The sequence below is a fragment of the Rhizobium sp. P43 genome (assembly GCF_056730705.1).
On the sequence record NZ_CM161539.1, the window covers coordinates 4,098,427 to 4,119,942 of the forward strand.

Annotated in this window: 20 protein-coding genes; 4 read left to right on the forward strand and 16 right to left on the reverse strand. The window is 62.6% G+C overall.

Translation table 11 applies throughout. From position 1 onward, the window contains the following. Positions 1–44: 44 nt before the first annotated feature. Positions 45–1,055: a cell division protein FtsX gene (locus AC1PUL_RS20320; RefSeq protein WP_480465808.1), complete on the reverse strand. Its 1,011-nt coding sequence runs from the start codon at positions 1,053–1,055 to the stop codon at positions 45–47. Then, entirely contained in the window at positions 1,048–1,707 is a 660-nt protein-coding gene (gene ftsE / locus AC1PUL_RS20325; protein WP_102020914.1) for a cell division ATP-binding protein FtsE, read from the reverse strand. The genes AC1PUL_RS20320 and ftsE overlap by 8 nt, the downstream gene beginning before the upstream one ends. 199 nt (positions 1,708–1,906) lie before the next feature. Between ftsE and AC1PUL_RS20330 the strand changes: the two genes are divergently transcribed. From AC1PUL_RS20330 to AC1PUL_RS20340, 3 genes are all read left to right on the forward strand, one after another. Then, positions 1,907–2,560 (forward strand): hypothetical protein, encoded by a 654-nt coding sequence (locus AC1PUL_RS20330; protein WP_480465809.1) that lies wholly within the window; start codon positions 1,907–1,909, stop codon positions 2,558–2,560. 82 nt (positions 2,561–2,642) lie between these two features. Further along, positions 2,643–3,185: a hypoxanthine phosphoribosyltransferase gene (hpt, locus tag AC1PUL_RS20335; RefSeq protein WP_298460640.1), complete on the forward strand. Its 543-nt coding sequence runs from the start codon at positions 2,643–2,645 to the stop codon at positions 3,183–3,185. A 149-nt stretch (positions 3,186–3,334) separates the two neighbouring features. Continuing rightward, positions 3,335–3,694 (forward strand): response regulator, encoded by a 360-nt coding sequence (locus tag AC1PUL_RS20340; RefSeq protein WP_480465810.1) that lies wholly within the window; start codon positions 3,335–3,337, stop codon positions 3,692–3,694. A 75-nt stretch (positions 3,695–3,769) separates the two neighbouring features. On the opposite strand, the gene AC1PUL_RS20345 is transcribed toward AC1PUL_RS20340, so the two are convergent. The 4 genes from AC1PUL_RS20345 to argH all read right to left on the reverse strand — a co-directional run bounded on the left by AC1PUL_RS20345 (position 3,770) and on the right by argH (position 9,548). Continuing rightward, complete coding sequence (locus AC1PUL_RS20345; RefSeq protein ID WP_480465811.1) at positions 3,770–6,430, reverse strand: TIGR02302 family protein; 2,661 nt, start codon at positions 6,428–6,430, stop codon at positions 3,770–3,772. Between the two features lie 134 nt (positions 6,431–6,564). Beyond that, positions 6,565–7,833, reverse strand: coding sequence for a diaminopimelate decarboxylase (gene lysA, locus AC1PUL_RS20350; RefSeq protein ID WP_480465812.1), 1,269 nt, complete (start codon positions 7,831–7,833; stop codon positions 6,565–6,567). Between the two features lie 13 nt (positions 7,834–7,846). Next, a complete protein-coding gene (gene lptM / locus AC1PUL_RS20355) occupies positions 7,847–8,035 on the reverse strand; it encodes an LPS translocon maturation chaperone LptM (protein WP_480465813.1) in 189 nt (62 codons plus the stop codon). A gap of 109 nt (positions 8,036–8,144) precedes the next feature. Next, positions 8,145–9,548, reverse strand: coding sequence for an argininosuccinate lyase (gene argH, locus AC1PUL_RS20360; protein WP_480465814.1), 1,404 nt, complete (start codon positions 9,546–9,548; stop codon positions 8,145–8,147). Positions 9,549–9,572: 24 nt separating this feature from the next. Between argH and tlpA the strand changes: the two genes are divergently transcribed. After that, positions 9,573–10,241: a thiol:disulfide interchange protein TlpA gene (gene tlpA, locus AC1PUL_RS20365; RefSeq protein ID WP_480465815.1), complete on the forward strand. Its 669-nt coding sequence runs from the start codon at positions 9,573–9,575 to the stop codon at positions 10,239–10,241. 9 nt (positions 10,242–10,250) lie between these two features. On the opposite strand, the gene AC1PUL_RS20370 is transcribed toward tlpA, so the two are convergent. The 10 genes from AC1PUL_RS20370 to AC1PUL_RS20415 form a co-directional block, all read right to left on the reverse strand. Then, positions 10,251–11,786, reverse strand: coding sequence for an EAL domain-containing protein (locus AC1PUL_RS20370; protein WP_480465816.1), 1,536 nt, complete (start codon positions 11,784–11,786; stop codon positions 10,251–10,253). 138 nt (positions 11,787–11,924) lie between these two features. Continuing rightward, a complete protein-coding gene (locus AC1PUL_RS20375; protein ID WP_480465817.1) occupies positions 11,925–12,947 on the reverse strand; it encodes a sulfate/molybdate ABC transporter ATP-binding protein in 1,023 nt (340 codons plus the stop codon). Continuing rightward, entirely contained in the window at positions 12,944–13,840 is an 897-nt protein-coding gene (cysW, locus tag AC1PUL_RS20380) for a sulfate ABC transporter permease subunit CysW (protein WP_480465818.1), read from the reverse strand. Before cysW ends, AC1PUL_RS20375 begins: the two co-directional genes overlap by 4 nt. Before the next feature lie 3 nt (positions 13,841–13,843). Continuing rightward, entirely contained in the window at positions 13,844–14,665 is an 822-nt protein-coding gene (gene cysT / locus AC1PUL_RS20385) for a sulfate ABC transporter permease subunit CysT (protein ID WP_480465819.1), read from the reverse strand. Positions 14,666–14,732: 67 nt separating this feature from the next. Then, on the reverse strand, positions 14,733–15,716 hold the full coding sequence (gene cysP / locus AC1PUL_RS20390) for a thiosulfate ABC transporter substrate-binding protein CysP (protein WP_480465820.1): 984 nt from the start codon (positions 15,714–15,716) through the stop codon (positions 14,733–14,735). 143 nt (positions 15,717–15,859) lie between these two features. Then, positions 15,860–16,741 (reverse strand): 3-hydroxybutyryl-CoA dehydrogenase, encoded by an 882-nt coding sequence (locus AC1PUL_RS20395; protein ID WP_185809295.1) that lies wholly within the window; start codon positions 16,739–16,741, stop codon positions 15,860–15,862. A 140-nt stretch (positions 16,742–16,881) separates the two neighbouring features. Next, positions 16,882–17,811 carry an electron transfer flavoprotein subunit alpha/FixB family protein gene (locus tag AC1PUL_RS20400; protein WP_480465821.1) on the reverse strand — a complete coding sequence of 310 codons (930 nt, stop codon included), beginning with the start codon at positions 17,809–17,811 and terminating at the stop codon, positions 16,882–16,884. 25 nt (positions 17,812–17,836) lie between these two features. Then, complete coding sequence (locus tag AC1PUL_RS20405; RefSeq protein ID WP_480465822.1) at positions 17,837–18,586, reverse strand: electron transfer flavoprotein subunit beta/FixA family protein; 750 nt, start codon at positions 18,584–18,586, stop codon at positions 17,837–17,839. 174 nt (positions 18,587–18,760) lie between these two features. Then, a complete protein-coding gene (locus AC1PUL_RS20410; RefSeq protein ID WP_480465823.1) occupies positions 18,761–19,618 on the reverse strand; it encodes a rhomboid family intramembrane serine protease in 858 nt (285 codons plus the stop codon). 1,319 nt (positions 19,619–20,937) lie between these two features. After that, complete coding sequence (locus AC1PUL_RS20415) at positions 20,938–21,516, reverse strand: cob(I)yrinic acid a,c-diamide adenosyltransferase (RefSeq protein WP_480465824.1); 579 nt, start codon at positions 21,514–21,516, stop codon at positions 20,938–20,940.

Sequence of the window (21,516 nt, forward strand, 5' to 3'; positions counted from 1 at the left end):
CAGCGAACAGGCGGCTTTAAGGCAAGTCAACATACGAGATTTCGTCAGTCGTCCAGCAGGCCATCGGTGCGGGCCGGATCGGAGCGGATCAGATCGATTTCGTAAATCGTGCGCATGACCGTAATTCGCGCGGTGATCGTGGTCAAAAGCGCGATGACGATCATGGTGGCGAAGATGCCGAGATAGCCGCCCCAGCCGATCGTGAAGGTGCCGAACAAGGCGGTTGCCTGATCGCTTTCAGGCGTCGCGAGCGAACGGCTCTGCCAGAAGCTGGCCAGTGCGAAGAATGATGCCGCCAGAAAGCCGCCGACGGCTGCACCCTTGAGACTGATCTTCAGGAAGTGCTTCTGGAATTCCTGGGCGACGAAGTTGCCTTCTGCCCCGACAAAATGCAGCACCTCGATGATGTGGCGATTGCCCGACAGTGCGCCGCGTGTCGCAAAGACCACCGTCAGCACCATCGCGGTGAAAACCAGGATCAGAATGCCGGAGCCGATCAGCACTGTGGTTCTGGCCATCTGCACCAGCCGATCGACCCAGGTTCGATGGTCGTCGAGGAAGGCCTGCGGCACCTCCTCCTTCAGAAGGGCGCGCATGGCCTCGAAATCGGGCGGATTGGTCTCGTCGATCGTGATGACGATCAGCCGGGGTACTGGCAGGTCTTCGAGGTTCAAGCCCGTTCCAAGCCAGGGTTCGAGCAGACGGGCGGTGGCGCTGTCGTCCATGATCTGGCCATCGCGGGTCCCGACAAAGGTCAGCGCCAGATCGCGGGCCTTGACGAGGGCCGCACCCATGTCGAGACCGTCCTCCGGCTTGATCTGGATGGTGATTTCGCGGGAGATCTGGCTCTGCCAGCCGGCGGCCGTGGCGCGTACCATGGAGACCGCACCGAGCGTCAGACAGGCGAGAAAGGCCATGATGGCGATCACCACCATCAGGGCATTGCCCTGAATGTTGGAGGGCGGCAGGATCGGTGCTGTTGGCCGTACCGTCATTTCGACGCGGCGCTTTTTCTGTCCAGGGTTCTGATTCGCGTTCTGGGGGATCTCATTCATAGATGTCGAGCCGCCCGTCGGTGAGGATCATCCGGCGCGCATCCACCTGGTCCATCAGCGCCAGATCATGGGTGGCAATCACCACTGCCGTGCCGAGACGGTTCAATTCCAGGAACAGGCTCAGCAGGCGGCGGGCCATCGGCGGATCGACATTGCCCGTCGGCTCGTCGGCGAGCAGGATTTCCGGCCGGTCGATCAGGGCGCGGGCAATCGCCACACGCTGCTTCTCGCCGCCCGAGAGCACCGGCGGCAGCACGTTGATGCGTTCGCCGAGGCCCACCCATTTCAAGAGTTCGATGACGTCCTGCCGGTAGGTCTGCTCGGCCTTGCCACGCACCCTGAGCGGCAGTGCCACGTTCTCGTAGGTGGTCAGATGGTCGAGCAGGCGAAAATCCTGGAAGACGATGCCGACGCGTCGGCGCAGCATCGGCAGCTCGCTTCGAGGGATGCTGGTGATGTCGCGGCCGAAGCTGCGGATCAGTCCACGCGTCGGCTGCAGCGACATGAACAGCAGACGCAGCAGCGTGGTCTTGCCGGCGCCGGACGGGCCGGTCAGGAACTGGAAGGATCCCTTCGGCAGGTCGAAGGTCAGGTCGCGGAGGATCTCCGGTCCCATCCCATAGCGCAGGCCGACATTTTCGAAATGGATCAAAGGGGGCCCAGTCTGACGTGTCCGAGGTCTGGGGCTCGTAAACGAAGATCGTCAACGGCCGGTAAACATGCTCCGGGACCCGAGGCTTTTGAGCCCGTCTTTCCGAAGCATTAACCATTTGAATTTACGTCTGGAGAGGATTCGTTTCAACCGCCGAGTTTCGGGGTATCCGATTTTGGCTGTGCGAAAGGTGCGCATCATGAGCGCTTTCCGTTATCAGAAGCAGGCTCCCGCTGCAGACCTCGATCTCCTGCCGCCCGATCGTGCCCGCAGGCGGATCGAGCCGCTCAACCAGCGTGCTGTCCGCGCCGATGTCGTCGACGCGCAATTCGTGACGGTTCGCGAGACCGCAAAGCCTGCGTTGCGTCCGGCCGGTGCGCCAGCCTCCCAGCCCTCATCGTCCGGCCTCACCCAGGGCATGCGCCGGCTCGTCGATGCGATCGAGGCACGGCTGCAGCGGCTCTCCGATGTCGCCTTTTCGCTTCTGGTTGCGATCGCTTTCGTGACGATCTTCTCCGTTGCCGGACAGCTGGTGTTCGGCGGTGACGAACATCCGGAAATTGCCGCCAAGCCGCTCGATTTCACCCATGTGAACCTGACTGCCCAGGACCGCAACGGCATGCGCGTGCTGCTTCTCAATGCGATTGTCGAAAATCGCACGGCGCGGGAAATCTCGCTACCGAAGCTTCGCGCCGATCTTCTGATCGACGGGCAGGTGATCGCCAGCACCTATATCGAGCCGCCTGCCGACAGTCTCGATGGCGGCGAAAGCCGCGGGATCGTCACCCGCCTCCAGCATCCTGGTGGAAAAATGCCGGAAGTCCGGCTTTCCTTCGAAGAGGCGGGTGCCTAAGCCACTGCCGGTGTGCTAAGGGCCTTGCCTTTCCGGCACATCGCCGGCCAAGGACCTGAGGTCGATCAGCAAGGAGTTTCCCATGCCCGTTGTTCGCGGAAAGAACATCGAACCGCTCTTTACCGCCGAACAGATCCGGCAGCGCAATCTGGAGCTTGCCCAGGACATCATGAAGGGTCCGTGCGACGATCTTCTGGTCATATCGGTGCTCAAGGGCTCCTTCATCTTCGCCGCCGACCTCATTCGTGCGTTGCATGACGTGGGTCTCGCCCCCGAAGTCGAATTCATCACCCTGTCCAGCTATGGCACAGGCACGGTTTCGCAGGGCGTGAAGATCATCAAGGACATCGACAGCGACGTGAAGGGGCGCAATATCCTCCTGATCGACGATATCTTGGAGTCCGGTCGGACCCTGCTTTTCGCCAAGGAACTGATGTATGAGCGCGGTGCGGCAAACGTCACGATCGCCGTTCTTCTCGACAAGAAAGTGAAGCGAAAAGAAAAGTTTGAGGCCGATTATGTCGGTTTCGAATGCCCCGACTATTTCGTCGTCGGTTACGGCATGGACGTGGCCTATGCCTTCCGCGAACTGCCCTTCGTCGGTGTCGTCACGGGCGACGCATAGGCCGTTCCAGAAGGGAACATCTGACCATCCGACGGCAGTGAGCTGTTAACCATCGCGCCGGACTGCGGGTCCGGCGTTTACCACTCGACAAGGAAGATCTGGTGATTTGCCTCTCGCAAGGCTCAACAGCGCGAGAGTGGAATTCAACCATGGCGAGAATCCTGATCACCGAAGACGAAGACTCGCTGCGCTCCTTCGTTGCCCGGGCGCTTCGCCTCGACGGCCACGAGACGCATGAGGCGGCCGATGGGGCCGAAGGTCTCGAAAAGCTCTCCGAAGGCGCCTTCGACCTGCTGCTGTCCGATATCCGCATGCCGGTCATGGACGGCATCGAACTTGCGCACCGCGCCCATTCCGAATTCCCCGACATGAAGATCCTGCTGATGACCGGCTATGCCGAGCAGCGCGAGCGTGCCGACGACCTCTCGGCCAAGATCGTTGATGTTGTCTCCAAGCCCTTTGCCCTGCCGGATATCCGCAAGGCGGTGGCTTTGGCGCTGGCCAGCTGAGACCTCACTCCTATCGCTGAACAAACAAACGCCCGCTGACGCGGGCGTTTTCTGTTGTGCACAACCGCTGGAGCCTTACTGGATATCCAGCAACCGCTCCAGATATTGCCGCTCGATCTCGGGGCTGGAATTCTCGCCGAGCTTCTCACGGATCGCCTCCAGGATTTCGCGGGCGCGCTGGACGTCGATTTCGTCGGGCACCTTGACCTGCTCGCCGAAATCCGGGCCGCTGGTGGCGCGCGGACGACCCAGCGGGTCGCGACCGTCCTGGTTGCCCTGACCCTGACCCATCTGCGGTCCCTGGCCGTCCTGGCCCTGCTGCGCCTGCATCATCTGGTTCATCATGTCGCGAGCACCCTGGCGCAGGGCCTCCATGGCGCGACCCTGGCCCTGCACGGCCCGATCACCTTCGCCCTGGCCCAGCGCTTCGCCGGCGCCCTGCATTTCCTGTTGCGCCTCGCCAAAGCCCGGGCCCGGCTCCATGCCCATGCCTCTCAGGCCCTCCTGCAGTTCACCCAGCTGCTGGCCCAGCTGTTCCTGCTGTTCGCGCAGTTGGCGCAGCGCCTCGCGCAGCTGTTCGGCCGTCATGCCGTCGAGGTTCTGCTGGCCCTGTTGGCCTTGTTGTCCCTGTTGACCTTGCTCGCCCTGTTGCTGCTGACCCTCGGCACCCTCTTCGCCCTGCTGCGGGTCGCCGCGCTGCATGCGGTCGCGCAGCGCCTGATCGAGCCGGAAGGTCTCGTCCATCAGCCGCTGCTGCTCCTGCATGATCTCGCCGAGCCTGTCGATCTGGCGGCGTGCCTCGCTGTTCTGCTGCTGCTGGCCCTGCTGCGGGCGACCGGCCTGGAGGTTGTTCATCATCCGCTGCAGCTCGGACAAGAGCTGCTGCGCCTGGTCGCGATTGCCGGAACGCGCGAGGTTTTCCAGCTGGTCGAGCAGATTGTCGAGATCCTGCTGACGCAACATGTTCTGTGCGTTCTGCTGCTGCTCTCCGCCCTGCTGGTTCTGCATGCGTTCGGCGAGCTGCTGGAGAAATTCCTGCATGGCCGAGCGCAGTTCCGCCATCAGCCGCTGGATTTCTTCATCGCTTGCGCCGTTTTCCAGCGCATCCGACAGTGCCTGCTGGGCATCGCGCAGCCGGCGCTCGGCGAGCGACAGGTCACCATCCTCGATACCAAGCGCAATCTCCCAGAGATAGTCGGCCGTATCCTTCAGCTGCTCCTCGCCCTCCGCCATGTTCATGCGCGAGCGGGCGCTTTCGATGGCGATGAAGTTGCCGAGATCCGGGATCGTCTCGTCTGGACGGATCACCAGGGCTTCGTTGAGCTCGATCGCCTTCGGCATCTGGCGGGTATCGAGGGCAAACACCTTGCGCTGCTCGGCCACGGCTGCTGCCAGAGGGTCGCTGAAGTTGCGGCCGGGCAGTTGCATTTCAATCGGCTCGCTGCGGCCGGTCTGGCCGGCGCCGTCGGTCGCGACCAGCGTGATCCTGACCATCTGGCCGGCGAGCGGATGTTCGGTGATGTTGCGGCTGGCGACACCCTTGGTGTCGCGCGCATTGTGGCGCGGCAGGTCGAGCTTGTAGTCGGGATGCGGATAAAGCGGTGTCGCACCCGGCTGTTCCTCCAGCGGCACGATCTCGGCATGGGCCTTCTGCAGGCCGTAATCGTCCTTGGCGGTGAAGGCGATTTCGAGTGCGCCGTTGATCGCGCGGCGCGGCACACCGTCAAAGGCGATCTCCGGCGCCCTGTCGGGGGTGACACCGATCGTCCAGGTGCGGTCCGCGACGCGCAGTTCACCGGCCTCGTCCAGCTCCAGTTCGTGGGTGCGCGCCACCATCGGCGCATTGGCCGCTGCGGGCGTCGCAACCGGGTCCGGTTGTGCCCCCGCCGTGTTGGCCGCTGCCGCCTGCGGGCGCGACGGGTCGTCCTTCTCGGCGACGTCGAGTACGGCGCCGTCCGACTGCTTGACGAAGAGAACCTTCTCGTCCGACGGCCCGCCGCTGATGCGTACGGTGACCTTGGATTTCTGCGGCACGGTCACGCCGGCTGCGTCCTGGGTGCCGAGGCCCGAAAGGAAGACCGGTGGCTGGCCTGTATAGCCGGGTGGCGTGATCCAGGCGTCGATGCGGATCGCCGGCGCCTCGCTTTCCGGCACATGCTGGCGGAAGGCATCGGCAATCGAGCCTGCCCCGTTGGAGCCGGAATAAGCGAGCGCCGTGACGAAGAGCAGGGCCGGTACGGCGCGCAGCGCGTAACGGTCGTAGCGGGCGATGTCGGGCTGCGGCAGGCCGGCGTCGAGCGCTGCGATGCGCTCGGCCATGCGCCGCTGGTGTTCCTGCCAGAGCGCCCGGGCAAAGGGTGTGTCTGCCGCGATCTGGTCGTCCTGCACCGCCACCGGCTGATGGTCGAGCCCGTTGCGCTCCTCAAGCAGCCTGTCGGCTTCGGAGATGCTCGGCAGACGAACTTTGAAGAAGGGCAGGAAGGAGGCGACGAAGGCAAAGACGAGGACGAAGACGATCGCCAGGCGAACGAGATCGGGTACTTCGCGGTATATGCCGAACCAGGCAAGCGAGACGAAGAGCGCGGCAATCCCGAGTATCGGCAGGAAGAGCGGCAGCAGACGCTCGGCAAACAGCACGGAGCGGGCGAGCACACGTTTCACGCCCACGCGGCGCGCGAGCTTCGGGTCGTCCTTGAAGGCGCCTTTCCTGTGGCCGGCCGGGCGGGAAGAGCTCATCCGTCTGGTCTCCGAGAGCGCCGCGCGTCAGACACGGCTGATTGTTCTCGAAGATAGCAGTCTTTGTGGCGAAGACGAGGGCGGCAGAGAAAAGGCGGGAGTTTTTCCCGCCTCATCGCCGAATTGTGAATGGATCAGGCCAGCCAGTCGGGCACGCTGTCGAGCGCGATCAGGTCGTCATAGGTCGGACGGGGGCGAATCACGTGGAACTCGTTGCCGTTCACCAGCACCTCCGGCACCAGCCGGCGGGTGTTGTAGGTGCCGGCCTGCACCGCGCCATAGGCACCGGCCGAGCCAACCGCGATCAGGTCGCCGGGCTTGGGCATGGCCATCTCGCGGTCGAGCGCCAGATAGTCGCCGGTCTCGCAGACGGGACCCACGACATCGGCCTTGATGCGCGGGGCATTCGCCGCCGAAATCACCACCGGCCTGATCTCGTGATAGGCCTCGTAGAGCGTCGGGCGGATCAGGTCGTTCATCGCGCCGTCGACGATGACGAAGGTCTTGTCGCCGCCGTCCTTCACATAGATCACCTCGGTCACCAGGATGCCGGCATTGCCGACAATCAGGCGGCCGGGTTCGGTGACGATGCGGCAGTTTAGGCCGGAGAGCTGGTCCTTGACGATCTTCGCATAGGCATCCGGCTCGGGCGGCGGATTGTTGTCGTCCTTGTAAGGAATGCCGAGGCCGCCGCCGACATCGACGTGATCGATCTGATGGCCGTCGCTTCTCAGCGTCTTGACGAGTTCACGCAGCAGACGGAAGGCGTCTTCGAAGGGCTGCAGATCGGTGATCTGGCTGCCGATATGCATGTCGATGCCGGAGACCTTGATGCCTTCCAGCGTCGCTGCTCGAGCATAGACGGCGCGCGCGCGCTCGTAGGAAATGCCGAACTTGTTTTCCTTCTTGCCGGTCGAGATCTTGGCATGGGTCTTGGCATCCACGTCAGGATTGATGCGGAAGGAGACATGCGCCTTTTTGCCGGCCTTGATGGCTCGCTGGTTCAGGACTTCTAGCTCCGGCTCGCTCTCGACGTTGAAGCAGTAGATGCCGGCCTCGAGCGCGAGATCCATCTCGCTCGGCGTCTTGCCGACGCCGGAGAACATGATCCGCTCTGCCGGGATGCCGGCAGCCAGTGCGCGGCGGAGTTCGCCTTCCGAGACCACGTCAACGCCTGCGCCGAGGCGGCCCAGCGTCTTCAGCACGGCCTGGTTGGAATTGGCTTTCATCGCGTAGCAGACGAGGGCATCAACACCGTCGAAGGCCTTGGAAAAGACCTTGTAGTGACGCTCCAGCGTCGCTGTCGAATAGCAGTAGAAGGGTGTGCCGACAGCCTCGGCAATTGCGGGGATCGCCACGCCTTCGGCGTAGAGAACGCCGTCGCGATACTCGAAATGGTTCACGGATTAAGCCCTGTCAAAGAAGCGGATCGAGGAGGAAGGGGCTGTCCGGGGTCCTCTGGACCTCGACGCCACGCTTGTTCTGCTGGTCAACCGGTGTGCTCGGCGGATCGAGCTCGCCCTTGCGGCCGCAGGCGGACAGCGCCAGCGCGGTGGCCAGCACCAGAGAGAGCGTGAGTGTCGTGCGTTTCAGCGAATTCACCATGACCCGGTCCAAAGAAATATCGTTGTGCTAGCCTGTACAGAAAAAAGGGGCGCTTGTGCACCCCTGATCTCGTGATGAACGGCATGCGTTGCCGTGATCGGTTGTCCTTTCAGTTGCGTGCCCGCCACCAGGCGATCTGTTTCCTGACTTCCGAGGGTGCCGTGCCGCCAAAGCTCTTGCGGCTGGCCACGGAGGCTTCCACTGTCAGCACGTTGAAGACATCGGCGGTGATGGCCGCATTGATGCTCTGCAGCTCTTCGAGCGAAAGCTCGGCGAGATCGCAACCCTTCTTCTCGGCCATGGCAACGGCATTGCCCGTGACATGGTGGGCGTCGCGGAAGGGAAGGCCGGCTTCGCGCACCAGCCAGTCGGCGAGATCGGTCGCGGTCGAATAACCGGAGCCGGCAGCCGCCTTCATCTTGTCGGTGCGGATGGTCATGTCGGTGACCATGCCGGTCATCGCGGCAATCGCCAGTTCCAGGCTTTCGGCGGCGTCGAAGACCTGTTCCTTGTCTTCCTGCATGTCCTTGGAATAGGCGAGCGGCAGGCCCTTCATGACGGTCAGGAGCGCGATCAGCGAGCCGTTGATGCGGCCGGTCTTGGCGCGCACGAGTTCGGCGGCATCCGGGTTCTTCTTCTGCGGCATGATCGAGGAGCCGGTGGAGAAGGCATCCGACAGGCGGATGAAGCCGAATTGCGGCGTCGACCAGATGACGATCTCTTCGGCCAGCCGCGACAGGTGCACGGCGGCAATCGAGGCGATCGAAAGGAATTCGAGCGCGAAATCGCGGTCGGAGACGGTGTCGATCGAGTTACGGGTCGGCTCGCGGAAACCGAGCGCCTTTGCCGTCATGTGACGGTCGATCGGGTATCCGGTGCCGGCAAGGGCTGCCGCCCCGATCGGGCTTTCGTCCAGGTGTTCGATGGCATGGCGGACGCGCTGGCGGTCACGGCCAAACATCTCGACATAGGCCATGCAATGATGCCCGAAAGTCACCGGCTGGGCCGTCTGGAGATGGGTGAAGCCAGGCATCACGGTGTCGGCATGCTCTTCGGCCCGGTCGAGGAATGCCGCAATCAGGCCGGAAAGGGCAGCTTCCGTCTTCTGCAGCTCTTCCTTCACCCAGAGGCGGAAATCGAGCGCCACCTGATCGTTGCGCGAGCGCGCGGTGTGCAGACGGCCGGCGGCCGGGCCGATCAGTTCGGCAAGGCGTGCCTCGACATTCATGTGAATGTCTTCGAGCTTGCGCGAGAAGACGAACTGGCCGCTTTCGATCTCTAACAGGATCGTGTCCAGGCCGTGAAGGATCTTGTCTTTATCTTCGGCCGAGATGATGCCTTGGTGCGCCAGCATGGTCGCATGCGCCTTTGAGCCGCGGATATCCTGGGCGTAAAGCTTCTTGTCGAAACCGATGGAGGCATTTATCTCCTCCATGATGGCCGACGGCCCGGAGGCGAAGCGACCGCCCCACATCTGGTTGGAGGATTTGGTGTCCTTGATGTCCTCGGCCATGGAATGCCCGTCCTGGAGAATGACATGACAGAAAAGAAACCCGCGGGTCTCTTCCCCACCAAGCTGGTTGCAATTGCGGCGGTCGCCGGCATCGTCGCCGGCGCGGCTGCGGTATACGTGAGAGAGACCACATCTGGCAATGCCGTGGAGACGGCGGATGCCAGCCAATGCGAGGGTTCTGTCGCTCAGGCGGAGGCCTTGAAGCCTTATCTCAAGGGCGAGGTCGCGGCGATGATCCCGGTCAGCGAGCCCAAGCTCATCCAGGGGCTCAATTTCCAGGACAAGGCCGGCACGCCGATGACCATGGCCAACTTCGCCGACAAGACGGTGCTGATCAATCTCTGGGCCACCTGGTGCGTGCCCTGCCGTGAGGAAATGCCGGCCCTCAACAATCTGCAGAAGGCCGCCGGCGGTGAGGCTTTCCAGGTGCTCGCCATCAACATCGATACCGGCGATGTCGAGAAGCCGCAGACCTTCCTTGAGGAGACCGGTGTCGATGCACTCGGTCTCTACCGCGACGCCTCTATGGGTGTCTTCAACCAGCTGAAGCGCGAGGGGCTTGCCTTCGGTCTGCCGGTCACCCTGCTCGTTGACGGCAAGGGCTGTCTGCTCGGCAGCATGAATGGCCCGGCCGTCTGGGACGGAGCGGATGCCAAGGCATTGGTGGTGGCTGCGGCGACCCAGCAGCGATAAACGGATCGTTTAAGCTGCCAGGGATGCGGCCATCGGGCTGTGCTCGACCCTGGCAATCAGTTCACTGGCCGACAGAGGTTTCGCAAAGAGATAGCCCTGCCCCTCGCGAATTCCGAGGTCCAGAAGCTTCTGACGCTGTTCCTCTGTCTCGATCCCCTCGGCGACGACGTCCATGCCGAACTTGCTTGCGAGCGAGATGAGCGCTTCTACGAGCACGCTGGACTTGCGGTCGAGCGCCACGCCATCGACGAAGTATTTGTCGATCTTGAGGTAATGCGCCTGAAGAGCGTGCAAGGAGGACAAGCCGTTGTGGCCCGTACCGGCGTCATCCAATGCAATCCGCACGCCGAAATCCGCCAGGTCTCGAGATGCCCTGAGTGCCGCCTGGATGTCGGTGATCGGCTGGCGTTCGGTGATCTCGATGACCAATTGCTTTGGATTCAAGCGGGTCTGGGCCACCTTCGCAGCCAATGTCAGGACAAACCCAGGCTCTATCAACTGATCCGGGGTCACGTTGAAGGAAAGCTTGAGAGCCTCGTTGCGTCGTAGCATGTCGCTGATATCGGAGCCGGCCTTGTCGAGGAGCGCCAGGGTCAGTCCATTGATCCGACCGCTGCCCTCGGCCAGTGGAATGAAAACGGCGGGCGATATGCTGCTGCCGTCCGGCTTCGTCCAGCGCGCCAGCATTTCGAAGCCGGTCATCTTGCCGCTCTCAAGGCAGAAAAGCGGCTGGTAGACGGGATGAATATGGCCTCGGGCCAGCGCTTCATCCAGTTCCTGCAGGGGTGTACGCGGACGCATCAGGCCCCTCGCACCAAGATAACCCAATCCCAACGAAATAAGGCCCGCGATTGCGATGATGTCGGCGCCGAAAGTGTTGCTGCGAGATGCCACGGCGTTCTCGTCGAGCATCAGCCTGACATGGATCGGGTAGCGTTCGGACGCCGTTCCGAACTCGCTGTAATCTGCATCCGGGGCTTTCGCACCCTCTGGCGCATAATTCGAGACCACTCGTTGGTCGCTCAGCATCATTTCCAGATGCGCATGGTCACGCAGCTCTCCGGGCAGGATATCGAAGAGCAGACCGTCCGTTGCGAGAAAAGCTGCGAGGTTGCCATCTTCGCTGGTCCAGCGGACCATCAGGCCTTTCCATTCGGCAGCATCAATGGGGGCAAGTTCATAGGCGGGATTGATGGCCGCTACGGGTTTTAAGGAGGACAGGGCATCCCGAAACATGTCTTCATGCGCGTTATCCGCCCAGCATACTCCTTTCGCCGAAGCGACACGGATTTCCCGGATCGAGACGGACCGGAAGGCGATGTCTTCGATTGCTTTGCTAACCGCAGGCGAGCAGCCATAGGGGCCCTGAGCCCCCAGCTCTCCCATGCTGATGACGGCGAGATCGATCTGCCGCTCAAGGCGGATCACCGCAGCCTGCAAGATGTCGTTGAGTTGCTGGCGGTTCGCCTGGGCGACCAGGGATTGCGCGATAAGCCAGAGAGAGCCCGCGACCAAAGCCGCAAGCCCGATTGACGCTGCGGCCAATCTCAATCGATCTCTCATCGTCTCGCTGTTACCCATGAGGGTAAATCTTGGCAATCAAACCTTAAGATTGCCTCAAGGCCTCGATTACGCTGGGTCTGTCTCCTGAGACTCCGGGGACTGAGCTGGCGGTCTATCGCATTACAGCGCGTAGACGCGGGGTCGCAGGATCTCGATGAATCCCTGATCGCCCTTCTTTTTGGCGAAGTCGGGGGAAACGTCGAACTCGACGGTGGTGTCCCCGGCTGTCCTGGCGAGCACTCGACGCGAGCCCGGCCGATCCAGAACCCGCTGGATCGTTGCCGCCACACCTTTCGATGCGTCTTCGCTCCATGTCACGTCCGTCGGACGAAACAGAAGTTCCGCCGGCCCGTCCTTCAGGCCGTCTGCCGCATAGGTCATGTTGCCGACGGTCGCCTTCCCATTCGAGACGGTTGCCTTCAGGGCATTGGTGTCGCCGAGGAAACGCATGACGAAGGCATTGACCGGATGACGGCAGACCTCTTCGGGCGTTCCCTGCTGGACGATCTTGCCCTTGTCGAGGATCACCACCCGATCGGCGAGATCCAGCGCCTCTTCCTGGTCGTGGGTGACGAAGAGTGTGGTGATGCCGAGTTCGTCATGGATCGAGCGCAGCCAGCGGCGCAGGTCGCGACGGACATTGGCGTCAAGAGCGCCAAAGGGCTCGTCGAGCAAGAGCACGCGCGGATCGACGGCAAGCGCACGGGCGAGCGCCACGCGCTGCCGCTGACCGCCAGAGATCTGGCCGGGAAAACGTTCGCCCAGGCCTGAAAGCTGAACCAGCGACAAGAGCTCCTCGACGCGACGGTCGATGTCGGCGCTGGAGCGCTTGACCTTCGACACCTTCATGCCGAAGGCGATGTTTTCGGGCACCGTCATATGCGGGAAAAGCGCATAATGCTGAAAAACGAAGCCGACGCCGCGATCGCGGACGGGAATATCGGTCGCATCTTCCTCGCCGAAATGGATATGTCCACCATCTGCAAATTCGAGGCCGGCGACCATGCGCAGGATCGTCGTCTTGCCGGAGCCGGAAGGCCCGAGCAGCGCCACGAGTTCGCCGCTCTGGATATCGAGGGAGACGCCATGGACGGCGCGGAAGGTTTCGAAGGTCTTGACGACGCTGTCGAGGCGAATGTTCACGAGGGTACCTCCGAGGAATTCTGTGTGCCGGCCAGCGTCTGCGGGCGGTTGCGGCGCCCGGCGCCCTGGCGTTCCAGCAGGACCTTGGCCACCAGCGTGACGAGCGCGAGCGTCGCCAGGATCGAGGCGGCGGCGAAGGCGCCGACGGCGTTGTAGTCGTGGTAGAGCAGCTCGATGTGCAGCGGTAGCGTATTGGTCTGGCCGCGAATATTGCCTGACACCACCGAGACGGCACCGAACTCACCCATGACGCGGGCATTGCATAGCACCACGCCATAGAGCAGCGCCCATTTGATGTTGGGCAAGGTGATCGAGAAGAAGGTACGCCAGCCGCTGGCGCCCAGAGAGGTGGCAGCCTCTTCGAGGTCCCGTCCCTGGGCCTGCATCAGCGGGATCAGTTCGCGCGCCACGAAGGGGGCGGTGACGAACATCGAGGCGAGCACGATGCCCGGCAGGGCAAACATGATCTTCAGTTCCATGCTGTCCAGCGCCGGACCAAACAGGCCCTGCAGACCATAGACGAACAGGTAGGAGACCCCGGCTACGATCGGCGAGACCGAGAAGGGGATCTCGATCAGGATCGTGAGCAGGCGTTTGCCACGGAAGTCGTGCTTGGTGATAGCCCAGGCGGCCGCGACGCCAAAGATGGTGTTCAAGGGCACCGCGATCAGGGCCGTGATGACCGTCAGGGTGATCGCATGTCGGGTATCCGGATCGGCGATGCTGTCCAGGAAGAAGGGCAGGCCGCGAGAGAAAGCCTGTTCAGCGATGACAGCCAGCGGCGCCACGATGAAGAGCAGCACCATGACCAGCACCGCCGCAATCAGGCTCCATTTGAAGATTGGCGCGTCACCGACGCGGGGTGGTCTGCGGCCTTTCGTGATCTGGCTCATGGGTCAGCCTTTCACCGTGTAGCGCAGGGCGCGGGCCTGAAGATAATTGGTGACCGCCAGCATGACGAAGGCGGCGATCAGCATAACGGAGGCAATCGCGGCAGAGGCCGGATAGTCGTATTCCTCAAGCCGGATGAAGGCGAGCAGTGCCGTGATCTCGGTCGAGAAGGGCTGGTTGCCGGCAATGAAGATGATTGCCCCGAATTCGCCCAGGCTGCGGGCAAAGGCCAGCGACGTGCCGGCAAGCAGGGCCGGCGTCAAAAGCGGCAGCATCACCCGGCGGAAAATGCCCCAGTCGGTCGAGCCCAGCGTCTGGCCGGCCTCTTCGAGCGCCGGATCGAGCTCTTCCAGGACGGGCTGGACCGTGCGGACAATGAAGGGAATGCTGGTGAAGGCCATGGCGACCATGATGCCGAGCGGCGTATAGGCGACCTTGATGCCGATTTCGGCGAGGGCCGAGCCGAACCAGCCGTTCGAGGCAAAGAGCGTTGTCAACGCGATGCCGGCGACCGCTGTCGGCAGGGCAAAGGGCAGATCGACGAGCGCATCGACGATGCGGCGACCGGGAAAGCGGTAACGTACCAGCACCCAGGCCAGCGCCAGGCCGAAGACGAGATTGAACAGTGTGGCAACGAGCGCCGAGCCGATCGTGACGCCATAACTCGCCAGCGCACGCTCCGAAGAGACGATGCGCCAGTAGTCGAGGGGGCCGAGGCTCGCGGCCTTGAAGACCAGCGCCATCAGCGGCAGTAGAATGATGATCGCCGCATAGACCAGGGTTATCCCGAGGGATAGTCGCAGGCCCGGCAAGACACGCCGTTTCAAGTCTGTGATCCTTTCACGCCAAGACCGGCGGGTGGTCCGCCGGCCTGTCTTTCATCAACGCACTGCCTTAGCGGCTGCCATAGATTCCGTCGAGGATGCCGCCTTCGGCGAAGTGTTCTTCGGAAACCTTGGCCCAACCACCGAAGACGTCTTCGACGGTCACCAGGCGGATGTCCGGGAACTGGGCCTTGTATTCGGCAGCAACCTTTTCGTCATGGACGCGGTGACCAAAGTCGGCAGCGATCTTCTGACCTTCCGGCGAGTAGAGGAAGTCGAGATACTTCTTCGCCAGATCCTGGCTGCCCTTTTCATTTGCCACCTTGTCGACAACCGCGACCGGGAACTCGGCGAGCAGGCTCACCGACGGCACGACCTGCTGGAACTTGTCGGAGCCGTATTGCTTTTCGATCGCCTTGGTTTCAGCCTCGAAGGTGATGATGACATCGCCGATTTCGCGCTCGACGAAGGTGGTCGTGGCGGCGCGGCCACCGGTGTCGAAGACCGGTACGTTGTCGAAGATCTTGTCGACGAATTCCTTCACCTTCGCCTCATCGCCGGCGAACTTTTCCTTCGCGTAAGCCGTGGCGGCCAGATAGGTGTAGCGGGCATTGCCCGAGGTCTTCGGGTTCGGGAAGATCACCTGGACGTCGTCACGGGCGAGATCGTCCCAGTCCTTGATGCCCTTCGGATTGCCGGCGCGCACCAGGAAGGACGGGAAGGAATAGAAAGGCGAAGCATTGTTGGGGAATTCTCCCTGCCAGCCCTCTTCGATGAAGCCGTTCTTGACCAGGAAATCCACGTCGATCACTTGGTTGAAGGTGACGACGTCGGCTTCCAGACCTTCAACGATGGCGCGGGCCTGACGCGAAGTGCCGCCATGCGACTGGTCGACGGTGACGCCGGGATTGGCCTTCACAAAGGCTTCGTTCTGGGCGGCAAAGATCTCGCGGGCGATATCGTAGGAAGCGTTGAGCAGCTTGTCGGCGGCGCTTGCAGAAACCGGCAGGGACAGGGCGGCGAGGGCTGCGCTGACAAGGAGGAGGCGTTTCATGGATGTTTGCTCCGGGATGCGGGGGATCTCTAATTGCCCTGCAAATTAGAGGGTCGGCCCTCCTCTTCCGAGGAATGGCCGACCAATGATTACCCGGAGGGGCAAAAATCTTTTCGCCGGATCGTGCCGGATCGAAATGTCCGTCAGCGGGTCGGGACCGGCACCTCGCCGCGATAGTCGTAGAAACCGCGGCCGGACTTGCGACCCAGCCAGCCGGCCTCAACATATTTCACCAGAAGCGGGCAGGGGCGGTACTTCGAGTCCGCCAGTCCGTCATGCAGGACCTGCATGATCGAGAGGCAGGTGTCGAGACCGATGAAATCGGCCAGCTGCAGCGGGCCCATCGGATGGTTGGCGCCGAGCTTCATCGCCGTGTCGATCGCCTCGACCGAACCGACGCCTTCATAAAGCGTGTAGATCGCCTCGTTGATCATCGGAAGCAAGATGCGGTTGACGATGAAGGCCGGGAAGTCCTCGGCCACCGTGATCGTCTTGTCGAGCGAGGAGACGAATTCCTTGGCCGTGGTGAAGGTCGTCTCCTCGGTTGCTATGCCGCGCACGAGTTCGACCAGCTTCATCACCGGGACCGGGTTCATGAAGTGGATGCCCATGAAACGCTCCGGCCGGTCGGTGGCGGAGGCCAGACGGGTGATCGATAGCGAGGAGGTGTTGGTCGCCAGCAGCGCCTCGGGCTTCAGCACCGGGCAAAGTGTTGCAAAGATCTTGCGCTTGACCTGCTCGTCCTCGGTCGCGGCCTCGATCACGAGATCCGACGGGGCGAGGTCGTTGATGTCGGCGGAGCCTGAAATCAGGGCGAGCGCCTGCTTGCGCTGCTCGTCGGTGATCTTGCCGTTGGTCACCTGGCGGGCAAGGTTGCCGTTGATTGTGGCCAGCCCCGCTTCGATCCTCTCCTTGGAGAGATCGTAGATCGTGACCTTGTAGCCGGCGGCGGCGGAGACCTGGGCAATGCCGCAGCCCATCTGGCCGGCACCCACCACACCCACATTGCTGATCTTGTCCGTCATCGTCTTGCTCCTCACCCGTTCCAGTCTTCACGCACGAAAATGGCACCCAAGAAAATGCCGGACCCGCTTGCGCGGACCCGGCTGATTGATAGACCGCCAAGGGTCCTTTGACCAGTCCTTTCGCAACTGCGAAATGACGCTCAGAGCGCCTTTTCGAGCTCCGGCAGGGCTTCAAAGATGTCGGCAACCAGGCCATAGTCGGCGACCTGGAAGATCGGTGCTTCCTCGTCCTTGTTGATCGCGACGATGACCTTCGAGTCCTTCATGCCGGCGAGATGCTGGATCGCGCCCGAGATGCCGCAGGCGATGTAAAGCTGCGGTGCGACCACCTTGCCGGTCTGACCAACCTGCCAGTCGTTCGGGGCATAACCGGCGTCAACAGCCGCGCGCGAGGCGCCAACGGCGGCACCGAGCTTGTCGGCCACGGGCAGGATGACTTCCTGGAACTTTTCCGAGGAGCCGAGGGCACGACCACCGGAGATGATGATCTTGGCCGAGGCCAGTTCCGGACGGTCGGACGACGACAGCGCATCGGAGACATGGCTGGAAACACCGGGATTGGCAGCCGCTGCGATGGTCTCGACAGAGGCCGAGCCACCTTCACCGGCAGCGGCGAAGGAGGCGGTACGCACCGTGATGACTCGTCTGGCGTCGGTCGACTGCACGGTCTGGATGGCGTTGCCGGCATAGATCGGACGCTTGAAGGTGTCGGCCGAGACGACTTCGATGATTTCCGAAACCTGCATCACGTCGAGCAGGGCGGCCACGCGCGGCGCGACGTTCTTGCCGACCGAGGTCGCTGCGGCGATGATGGTGTCGTAAGAGCCGGCGAGCGAGACGATGAGGGCCGCCAGCGGCTCGGCCAGATTGTTGGCGAGCGAAGCGTCGTCGGCGAGCAGCACCTTGGAGACGCCCGAGAGCTTGGCAGCGGCATCAGCGGCGGCCTTTGCGCCGGAGCCGGCGACCAGCACATGCACGTCGCCACCGATCTTGGCAGCAGCCGTCAGGGCCTTCGCGGTCTGTTCGGAGACGGTCGCGTTGTCGTGTTCTGCGAGAAGAAGAATAGCCATTTTACGTTTCTCCTGTCCGTTCCGCTTACAATACGCCAGCTTCGTTCTTGAGCTTGTCGACCAGTTCGGCGACGCTCTTCACCTTGATGCCCGCCTTGCGGCCACCCGGCTCCTCGGTCTTGAGAACCTTCAGGCGCGGGGCAACGTCGACGCCGAAGTCGGCCGGAGCCTTCTTGTCGAGCGGCTTCTTCTTCGCCTTCATGATGTTCGGCAACGAGGCATAACGCGGCTCGTTCAGGCGCAGGTCGGTGGTGACGATCGCCGGGAGCTTGACGTCGATGGTCTGCAGACCGCCGTCGACTTCGCGGGTCACGGTCGCCTTGTCGGCACCGAGCTCGAGCTTGGAGGCAAACGTCGCCTGGCCCCAGCCAAGCAGCGCCGCTAGCATCTGGCCGGTCTGGTTTGAATCGTCGTCGATCGCCTGCTTGCCGACGATGACGAGACCCGGAGCCTCAGCCTCGACCACGCCCTTCAGGAGCTTGGCAACGGCGAGCGGTTCGACGGTTTCCTCGGTCTCGATCAGGATGCCGCGGTCGGCGCCCATGGCGAGTGCGGTGCGGATGGTCTCCTCGGCCTTGGCCGGGCCGATCGAAACGACGACCACTTCCTCGGCCTTGCCGGCTTCCTTGAGCCTCAGGGCCTCCTCGACGGAGATCTCGTCGAAGGGGTTCATGGACATCTTGACGTTGGCGAGCTCTACGCCGGAACCATCAGGCTTGACGCGGATCTTGACGTTGTAATCCACAACCCGCTTGACTGGGACGAGTATCTTCATGGGTTCCTCTCTTCAAATCTTCCGCCGGAAAATGCGCTCTGATGCGCTCCGCCGTTTGTCGATTGGCGACATCGATACGCATTTTTTCCCCAAACACAACGATCGATGCCGTTTGGCCGACAGCAATAATTTACGTTGACGTTCACGTCAATAGATCGCATCCGCGACCAGTTGTCATCGTCCCCAGTGGGTGACCTTGCGGATGGGCTGTTGCGCCGGGGCTTGCGGCTCTGTCGGACCGTCGGCGTCTCCGTCGTCGGCCGAGCTCGCGGCGGGCCTCTGTCCCCAGGGACCGAGCCGCGCGACATCGACGGAGGCGGCTTCATGCTCGACTGCGCGCGGTGTGACAATCGCGCGGTCAAAGAGGGGGACACCGGGACGTCGCAAAAAGAGCACCAGGATCGCACCGGCCAGAATGCCGCCGACATGGGCGCCCCAGGAGACATTGCTGTCGCCGTCGATGACCAGCATGACGAATTGCTGGCCGACCCAGAAGAGAAGCGGAATGAAGGCCGGCAGCGGCAGGGGAAATCGCATGAAGACCAGCACCCAGACGCGCACCTTGGGATGCAGCATCAGATAGGCAGCGACTACGCCGGATACGGCGCCCGATGCCCCGATCAGCGGCGCTTTGCTGGCCGGCAGGACCAGCCCATGCACCAGCGCGCCGGCGGCGGCACAGACAAGATAGAAGACCAGGAACTTGAAGTGTCCCATGGCGTCTTCGACATTGTCGCCGAAGACCCAGAGGAAGAGCATGTTGGAGCCCAGATGCAGCCAGCTGCCATGCAGGAAGGAATAGGTGATGTAAGTCGCGCTTTCCGGCACCAGCACCAGTCTCGGATCGAGTTCCGCAATGTTAAAGGCGACAGCAGGGATGAAGCCCATGCCATAGACCCCGATCTCGTAGAGCGCATCGGGCGCCAGCGTCGCCAGCGCATGGGTCACGACATTGGCGAGGATGAGCCCCAGCGTCACATATTGCTTGCGGATGTGCTTTAGCGCGTTTCGGTCATGCAGCGGAATGAACATCGCGCCTCGTCGGGTTGGCCGGGTTGGTTGGGTGGATGCTAGCGCAGGTTGGGATGCGGGGACAGGGGGGAAGGCCGCGAGGTATGCGGCGGTTCCGCCTCCCCCCATGCGGGGGAGGACAGAAAATCGAAGGCTTAGGCGAGCGCAAGCCGCCTAAACTTCCGATTTTCCCGGAGAGGGGCGGGGTTTCGTTGGCGAACACCTTACCGAGCCCCTCTCTTGCGATTTCAGATGTTTAGGCGGCTTGCGCTCGCCTAACTCATCGAAATCGCGTTCTCCCCCGCAAGGGGGGAGATAGGCGTCGCGCGAGCCCCTCATCCTGAGGTGCCCGACTGCGTCGGGCCTCGAAGGATGAGGGATATCCGTCAAGCCACGAACTCAGCCTTTTCCGAAAAAAGGGGGACGAAATCCAAAAATCCCCCAACGAAATCAACAAAACAAAGTTTTTTCATCCCCGCCCATTTTTCCCGCCTTACCCTAATCCCCGTCCCGCCCTCGGATACACCTGACGATGCGATGTCAGGCGAGGCGGGGCCGGCGCCGGGGTGGCGTGCTCTCGCAGGCACAAATCCCCGGCCCGCTGCAACGGTCTCCCTCCGGACGAAGGGCTTGACGAGGGTGATGGGGTCGGATGCCCCAGAACCTGGATACCCTGATCGGAAGGACGTGCCTCAGAGGCACACAGACAAGGCGCCCGCGCTGTCGCGAACATCCAGACAGCGGGGCGAATAAAACGGCGGGGATGAGGACCGAAGGTCGCAAATGACCAGGGCCCCATCCCCCGGGCGAGGGTCCCGGTCGGAATGGTGCACCATCCGGCGGGAACCTCCCGGGCCACCGGCCAGGCTCTGGCAGACATTCCGCAAGGAGGACTCGGCCAAAGCCGGACCCGCGCCCGGTCGACGTTGGGACACCCGTCCCAGCGCCCGTCGCCGCCTTGCCAGAGAGACGCATGCAGCGGGAATAGACGCCGAACGAGGCGCCGGAAGGAGCCACATAAACTACTTAGACAGGTTGCTTCTGGCGCCTCGTCCGAGACAAGTTTGACTCACCCGGAGGGAGATGATCCCGACCGGCGGCGAAGCATGCGGCGGCCTATCTCCCCCCTTGCGGGGGAGAAAGCGAAATCGAGGAATTGGCCCGATCAGGGCCAAACCTCAGATTTCGCAAGAGGGGGGCTCGGTGAGGTAAGTGCCCACGGAATCGGGCCCCTCTCTTGGAAAATCTGAAGTTTAGGCGGCTTGCGCGGACCTCAAGCCTTCGATTTTCCGTTCTCCCCCTCAAGGGGGGAGATAGGCCACCCCGCGCTATCGGGTTCCCTACCTGTTCTTCCCCGGCACCCACAAGATATCCGCCTTGCCGCCATCATTCGCGTGCCGTGCCGCCACGAACAGAAAATCCGACAGCCGGTTCACATATTTCAGCGCCGGCGCGCCGACTTCCTCGCCGTCGAAGCGCGACAGTTCGACCATGATGCGCTCGGCGCGGCGAGCCGTGGTGCGGGCCAAGTGCAGATAGGCGGCCGCCGGCGTGCCGCCCGGCAGGATGAAGGATTTCAGCGGGTCGAGATCGGCGTTCAGCTGGTCGATTTCCTTCTCGATCCGGTCGACCTGGGCCTCGATGACGCGCAGCGGCTCGTAGGACAAGACTTCGCCGGTCTCGGGGGCGGCGAGATCGGCGCCGAGGTCGAACAGGTCGTTCTGGATGCGCATCAGCATGGCATCGAGCTCGGGCATCTCGGCCGTATGCAGCCGGGCAATGCCGATCGCCGAATTGGTTTCGTCGATCGTGCCATAGGCATCGACGCGCAGATCGTGCTTCAGCCGCCGTGGGCCGGTAACGAGTGCGGTCGTGCCGTCATCGCCGGTGCGGGTGTAGATCTTGTTGAGCTTGACCAT

Coding starts and splice junctions, on each gene's coding strand:
- cysW (WP_480465818.1), bottom strand. CDS start 13,840: ATGAGCCAGATCACGAAAGGCCGCAGACCACCCCGCGTCGGTGACGCG.
- hpt (WP_298460640.1), top strand. CDS start 2,643: ATGCCCGTTGTTCGCGGAAAGAACATCGAACCGCTCTTTACCGCCGAA.
- AC1PUL_RS20395 (WP_185809295.1), bottom strand. CDS start 16,741: ATGACGGACAAGATCAGCAATGTGGGTGTGGTGGGTGCCGGCCAGATG.
- AC1PUL_RS20410 (WP_480465823.1), bottom strand. CDS start 19,618: ATGTTCATTCCGCTGCATGACCGAAACGCGCTAAAGCACATCCGCAAG.
- AC1PUL_RS20330 (WP_480465809.1), top strand. CDS start 1,907: ATGAGCGCTTTCCGTTATCAGAAGCAGGCTCCCGCTGCAGACCTCGAT.
- AC1PUL_RS20415 (WP_480465824.1), bottom strand. CDS start 21,516: ATGGTCAAGCTCAACAAGATCTACACCCGCACCGGCGATGACGGCACG.
- AC1PUL_RS20405 (WP_480465822.1), bottom strand. CDS start 18,586: ATGAAGATACTCGTCCCAGTCAAGCGGGTTGTGGATTACAACGTCAAG.
- argH (WP_480465814.1), bottom strand. CDS start 9,548: ATGGCCGAGGACATCAAGGACACCAAATCCTCCAACCAGATGTGGGGC.
- AC1PUL_RS20400 (WP_480465821.1), bottom strand. CDS start 17,811: ATGGCTATTCTTCTTCTCGCAGAACACGACAACGCGACCGTCTCCGAA.
- AC1PUL_RS20345 (WP_480465811.1), bottom strand. CDS start 6,430: ATGAGCTCTTCCCGCCCGGCCGGCCACAGGAAAGGCGCCTTCAAGGAC.
- AC1PUL_RS20320 (WP_480465808.1), bottom strand. CDS start 1,055: ATGAATGAGATCCCCCAGAACGCGAATCAGAACCCTGGACAGAAAAAG.
- lptM (WP_480465813.1), bottom strand. CDS start 8,035: ATGGTGAATTCGCTGAAACGCACGACACTCACGCTCTCTCTGGTGCTG.
- AC1PUL_RS20340 (WP_480465810.1), top strand. CDS start 3,335: ATGGCGAGAATCCTGATCACCGAAGACGAAGACTCGCTGCGCTCCTTC.
- tlpA (WP_480465815.1), top strand. CDS start 9,573: ATGACAGAAAAGAAACCCGCGGGTCTCTTCCCCACCAAGCTGGTTGCA.
- cysP (WP_480465820.1), bottom strand. CDS start 15,716: ATGAAACGCCTCCTCCTTGTCAGCGCAGCCCTCGCCGCCCTGTCCCTG.